This window comes from Methylacidimicrobium tartarophylax, assembly GCF_902143375.2.
GTDB classification, from domain to species: Bacteria; Verrucomicrobiota; Verrucomicrobiia; order Methylacidiphilales; family Methylacidiphilaceae; genus Methylacidimicrobium; species Methylacidimicrobium tartarophylax.
Genome location: NZ_CABFVA020000003.1, coordinates 1 through 5,492, shown reverse-complemented (window position 1 = coordinate 5,492; position 5,492 = coordinate 1). Strand labels below are relative to the sequence as shown.

Annotated in this window: 5 protein-coding genes; 2 read left to right on the top strand and 3 right to left on the bottom strand. The window is 63.8% G+C overall.

All coding sequences use genetic code 11. The annotated features are described in order from the left end of the window. From MAMT_RS00480 to MAMT_RS00470, 3 genes are all read right to left on the bottom strand, one after another. Positions 1-689: cation diffusion facilitator family transporter (locus MAMT_RS00480; RefSeq protein WP_142658986.1), on the bottom strand; the 689-nt coding region annotated here is incomplete at its 3' end. A gap of 67 nt (positions 690-756) precedes the next feature. Continuing rightward, positions 757-2,586 (bottom strand): ABC transporter ATP-binding protein, encoded by a 1,830-nt coding sequence (locus tag MAMT_RS00475; RefSeq protein ID WP_246186432.1) that lies wholly within the window; start codon positions 2,584-2,586, stop codon positions 757-759. A 77-nt stretch (positions 2,587-2,663) separates the two neighbouring features. Next, positions 2,664-4,097 (bottom strand): mannose-1-phosphate guanylyltransferase/mannose-6-phosphate isomerase, encoded by a 1,434-nt coding sequence (locus tag MAMT_RS00470; protein WP_142658985.1) that lies wholly within the window; start codon positions 4,095-4,097, stop codon positions 2,664-2,666. Positions 4,098-4,249: 152 nt separating this feature from the next. Between MAMT_RS00470 and MAMT_RS00465 the strand changes: the two genes are divergently transcribed. Next, positions 4,250-4,528, top strand: coding sequence for a hypothetical protein (locus MAMT_RS00465; RefSeq protein WP_178086820.1), 279 nt, complete (start codon positions 4,250-4,252; stop codon positions 4,526-4,528). A gap of 339 nt (positions 4,529-4,867) precedes the next feature. Beyond that, positions 4,868-5,374, top strand: coding sequence for a DUF29 domain-containing protein (locus MAMT_RS00460; protein ID WP_142658983.1), 507 nt, complete (start codon positions 4,868-4,870; stop codon positions 5,372-5,374). Positions 5,375-5,492: the final 118 nt, after the last annotated feature.

Below are 5,492 nucleotides of genomic sequence, written 5' to 3'. Positions count from 1 at the left end.
AGCCGCCGGACCTCGGCGAAGGAAGGGCCCTCCTTCGCCAAGGTGGCCTCGATTTCGGAGATAATCTCCGGGGAGAGCCCCTCGTCGATCAGCCCGCTGAGCGAATCGCGTACCAGCCGGTAGCCCGCCCAGAGGATGTTGCTCGCCAAAAGGAGCCCGAGCAAGGGATCGAGCAGCCAGAGTCCCGTGAGCTTGGCCAGGCCCAGGCCCAGGACCATGCCCAGCGAGGTCACGACGTCGGTCCAGAGGTGAATCCCGTCCGCGGAGAGGGCCGGGGAACTCTGCTTGCGCGCCTGCGCGAGCAGGTAGGCGGCCAGGGCTGCGTTGACGACCGTCGAGGCTGCGGAAATCGCGATCCCCTCGGTGAGCCGGGGAAGGGGTCCGGGGGAGAAGAGCCTGCGGACCGCCTCGAACAGAATCAAGACCGCGGCGACCGCGATCAGTCCGCCTTCGAATCCCGCCGAAAGATACTCGGCCTTCGTATGGCCGTAGGGATGGTTGCGATCCGGGGGTGCCGCGGAGATGTGGAGGGCGAGGAAGGCGGCCGCGGCCCCGGCGACGTTGACGACCGACTCGAGCGCATCCGAGTAGAGGGCGACCGATCCCGTAAGCCGGTAGGCCCAGAACTTCGCGGCGAGGACCAGGAGTCCTGCGGCCAAGCTGAGCGCTCCCGAGGCCGTCGCCGTCATTTTCCTGAGGCTAGCCCCACCCCTTCGATCCGGCAAGCCGCAGGAGAAAGCTTAGGAGAAGGGCAGGCTAGGCAGCCATGGCGCAGAGGCCCTGTTTCTCGGCCAGCCGGCGGAAGGGTCCCTCCGCTTCCAGGAGTTCGGCATAGGTCCCTTTCTGGACGATCTTGCCCTCTTCCAGGACGAGAATCCAGTCCGAGCCGGCCAGCGTGGAAAGCCGGTGGGCGATGAAAAGAACGGTCCGACCCTGTTCCAGGAGTTCAATCGAAGATTGGATCTGCGTCTCGCTGTGCGAGTCGAGATTCGAAGTGGCTTCATCGAGGATCAGGATGGGCGCATTGCGGGCGAAGGCCCGGGCAATGGAGAGCCGCTGCCGTTGCCCCCCGGAGAGTCTCACCCCTCGTTCGCCGATCTTCGTGTGATAGCCGTTGGGCAGTTGGGAGATAAATTCGTGTGCTCCCGCCATCCGGGCGGCCTCCTCGATTTGCGCCTGCGTGGCCTGGGGGTTGCCGATCGCAATGTTCTCGGCCGCCGTCAGGTTGAAGATCACGACATCCTGGCTCACCAGGGAAAAGAGAGCCCGCGCATCCTGGAGCTTGAGCTCCCGCAGGTCGTGGCCGTCAATGCGGATGGCCCCGCCAACCGGGTCGTAGAACCGGAGCAGGAGGCTCGTGATGGTGCTCTTTCCGGCCCCGCTGGGACCGGCAATCCCCACCTTGGCCCCCTTGGGAAGAGTGAAGGAGACCTTGTCGAGGACGAGCCGGTTGCCATAGTGAAAGGTCACCTGATCGAAGGAAACCGCCTCCGTGAACTCCCGGATCGGCTTGGCATGCTTCGCTTCCTGGACGCTCGCCGGAGTTTCCAGGAGCTCCGAAAGGCGCTTGGCGCTGATGGACCCTTCCTGGATCTTCACATTCGCGTCGGCCAACCGCCGGATCGGGGCAAAGAAGAGGAGGGCTCCATTGGCAACCACCGCCATATTGGCGATGCTCACATGCTTCCAGACGACCGAGAGGATCAGAAGGGAGAGGGCGAAGCTCGCGATCACGTCGATCGAGGGACTCACGAGCGAGCTCGAGGTGTTCATCTTCGCATTCTGGCGCGCCAGGTCATTCGCCTGCTTCCGGAAGAGGTCGGCGTTCCTTTTTTCCAAGGAGAACGCCTTGATCACATGAACCCCCGCCACCGACTCCAAGAGGAGATTGCTCTGGTCGACCGCCGTCGAGACCATCTTGGCCGCATTCTTGCGGACCTTACCCGAGAGCATCACTGCCGGGATGATGCAGACCGGGATGAGCAGGCCGGCGACCAGGGTGAGCCGCCAGTCGATGGCCGCGCACGCAACGAGGATCGCCAGCAGGGTGAAGGGGTCCTTGGTGACGTCGGTGAAGAGGATGCTGATCGACTGGTAGAAGCCTTGGGTATCGTTGAGGATCCGCACCGAGAGGTCCCCCGTCGTCGAGCGATGGTAGAAGTCCATCGAGAGCGCGTGGAGCTTTTGCAAGATCGCGGTCTGGAGGTCGGCCACGATCCGTCCGGCAGCCAGGTTCATGAAATAGGCGTTGCTGAGTCGGAAAAGCCCGCGAACGAGCGCGACCCCGGGAAGGAGCAGGAGGCCCCCGATGACTCGCTTCGCGTCCAGGGGCGCCCCCATCATCGGCAGCCACTGCCGCAGGACCTGCATGGCCGATTCCCGCGAGTGATGGACGTGGTGGGGATCCGCCGGTGCGCCCTGGCCGGGCGTGCCGAGGAAGTTGTCGATCGCGGCCTTGAGCACGAAGAGATAGGTGCCGTTGATCGAGGCGAAGACCAAGCCCGTGAGCACGCCCGCCGCCAGGATCTTCCAATGTCTGCGCAGAAAGGGCGCAGAGAATTGGAGAACCTTCCAGAGCTCCCGCATATGGTCCCTCCTTTATCGAATCCCGTGGACGGCGAAGCAAGCGGGTTTTCTCAAGCGGTTCGCCTGGAGCGCGCCGGTCAAGCGCGCCCGTAGCGGTCCTCGAAGCGGACGATATCGTCTTCTCCCACGTAATCCCCGCACTGTACCTCGATGATCACTAAGTCGATCAAACCCGGGTTCTCCAGCCGGTGGGAGATGCCCGCCGGGATATAGGTCGACTCGTTCGGACGGATCAGCTGCTCGACCTCTCCCTGTGTCACCTTGGCGGTGCCCGAGACGACGACCCAGTGCTCGCTCCGGTGATGGTGCATCTGGAGCGAGAGCGCCCTTCCGGGGCGGACGACGATCCGCTTGATCGCAAAGCGCGAGCCCTCTTCGAGGACGGTATAAGTCCCCCAGGGTCGGTGGACCGTCCGGTGGAGGAGATGAGCCGGGTGTCCCTGTCTCCGGAGCTCGGCCACCACGGCCTCGACCTCCTGGTCCCGATCCTTGGCCGCGATCAAGAGGGCGTCGGGCGTGTCGACCACGAGGAGGTCTTGCACCCCCAGGACGGCGGCGAGCCGGTCCGGGGCATAGACCACACAGCCTTCGGCATCCCGGAGCTGCGCCTCTCCCACGACCCGATTCCCCCGCGCATCGGCGGGGAGCAGGTCGGCATAGCTCGACCAGGAACCGACGTCGCTCCAGGAAAAGGGAGCGGGAACGACGGCGACCTTGCGCGCCTTTTCCATGACGGCGTAATCCAAGGAGAGCGACGGAAGGGACCCAAACTCCTTGGGAAGCTCCACGACGCCATCCTTTTCCTGGATCCCGCCCACGCAGCGCTCGATCCCCTGGGCCATCTCGGGGGCCCACTCTTCGAGAGCCGCGAGGAGCGCATCGGCCCGAAAGCAGAAGATCCCCGCATTCCAGAAATGGCGGCCCGAAGCGGCAAAACCCTCGGCCCGTGCCCGATCCGGCTTCTCGATGAAGCGGGAGACCGCATGGCCGAGTACCGCGTCCTTTCCGATCTCCTCGCCCCGCTCGATATAGCCATAGCCGGTATGGGCGCTCTTCGGCACGATCCCAAAAGTGACCAGGTACCCGAGCCGCGCCAACTCCACCGCTTGGCTCACCGCCTTGCCAAAGGCGGGTCCTTCCTCGATCCGGTGATCGGCCGGAAGGACCAGGAGAACGGTCTGGGGACCCGAATGCTCGCTCAGCCAGCGCGCCGCGGCTCCAATGGCCGGGGCGGTGTTCCGCGCGATCGGCTCCAGCAGATAGCGGAGCGCCTCCTCCCCGGCGCCGTTCGCCGCATCTCTGGCCTGGAAGAGGTAGTCCCGATGGAGGACGGTGAGGGGCGTTGCCGCCCCGGGAAGAGAGCGGGCATGGGCAAGAGCCCGCGCAAAGAGGGAACGGCCGTCCGGCAGCTCCAGAAAAGGCTTCGGTCTCCCCCTTCGGGAGAGAGGCCAGAGACGGGTTCCCGCCCCTCCCGCCAGGATGATCGGAACCAGAGAGTCGGCAGTATCCATGAAATTGCTGCTATCCGGCTACCCGAAGGCCGAGGCCTTCCGGGCACCCGTGGCCACTCCTTGTAAGGGATTTCCCTAGGAAAGGCAATCCGGATCGCCGGGCGGAGGCCTTGCCGGTTGCGCAGGGCTGATCTATCGTCCCACGGGAAGGCATGCCCACCGACACCATAGAGACGCGGATGGCCCACTTGGAAGGGGCCTACGAACAGATTGACAAGCGGCTGGGGACCGTCGAGCAGCGGCTAACCCTGGTGGAGACCAAGCTCGACGGGTTGCGCCGCGACATCGACCAGCGCTTTGAGCGCGTCGACCAGCGCTTCGAACGGGTGGAAGCCCGCTTCGAGCGGCTGGAGCATTCGCTGCGGACGCAGTTTTCCTGGGTCATGGGGTTGATGCTTTCGCTCTTGGCGCTGGGGCTCTTCCGGCATTAAGGGGGCGGCAGAGGCCCGTGTCTGGCCGCGTCGGCGGGTGCTCTCATGGCAAAGAAGATTCTGCCTCTTCGCTGTTTCACGGATGTAATTGACGTAAGATCGATTGGGTCGAGGTTTTTTACTCTGGTGCGCTGGCGAATGGTCTGGCTTCGCCGGGTGTGAAGTTTCTTCACGCTTCCCCCGTTCGGGCCGGGCGAGCCGGGAAGCGACTGGAACGACTTCGCCCAGTCTCATGGGATCGCCGCGGCCCGGGAGCGGATCCAGGACGTGTTGCGGACGATTCCCATGGAGCCCGAACCAGAGATTGGCGGCGGCGCTAGGCAGTAGTATCGTCAATCCATGAAGAGGCAGAAACTCTACGACCGCGACTTTTACGCTTGGACCGTGGAGACCGCTCGGCTCCTGCGCGAGCGCCGCTTCGCCGAGTTGGACATCGACGATCTGATCGAGGAGGTGGAAACTTTGGGAAGAAGTGAGCGCAGCCAGTTGAAGAGCCGGCTCGTGACCTTGATGCAACATCTCCTCTGTATCGCCTACCTGACCAGGGATCCAGAGAGAGAAGGCTGGGGCTGGAAGGCTACGGTCATTGAGCAACGTATGCGACTGGTGGATCTTTTGGAGGACAACCCAAGCCTCGAACACCAACTGGAGGACACCGTTGCGGAAGCATACTCCTCGGCCTCCGAGTTGCTCATCGTAAAATCCCGAGAGATGGCGCGGCCCATAGCGAAAGAGGACCTGTCGCAAACATGTCCCTGGACTGTCCGGGAACTGTTGACGAAAGACCTTTACCTTTCGCGCAGCGACATCGAGCGACGGATGGAGCCTCCCCGCTTCCGGATGTGAGTCGATTTGGCGATTGCGCCTTTCCCAACAAGGAATCTCTTCGGGAAGGTGGAGGATGGATCCCAGGCGATGAGCAGGCCGTCGGGCTTAGACTTCGGAGAGCTTGCCACGATGCGGC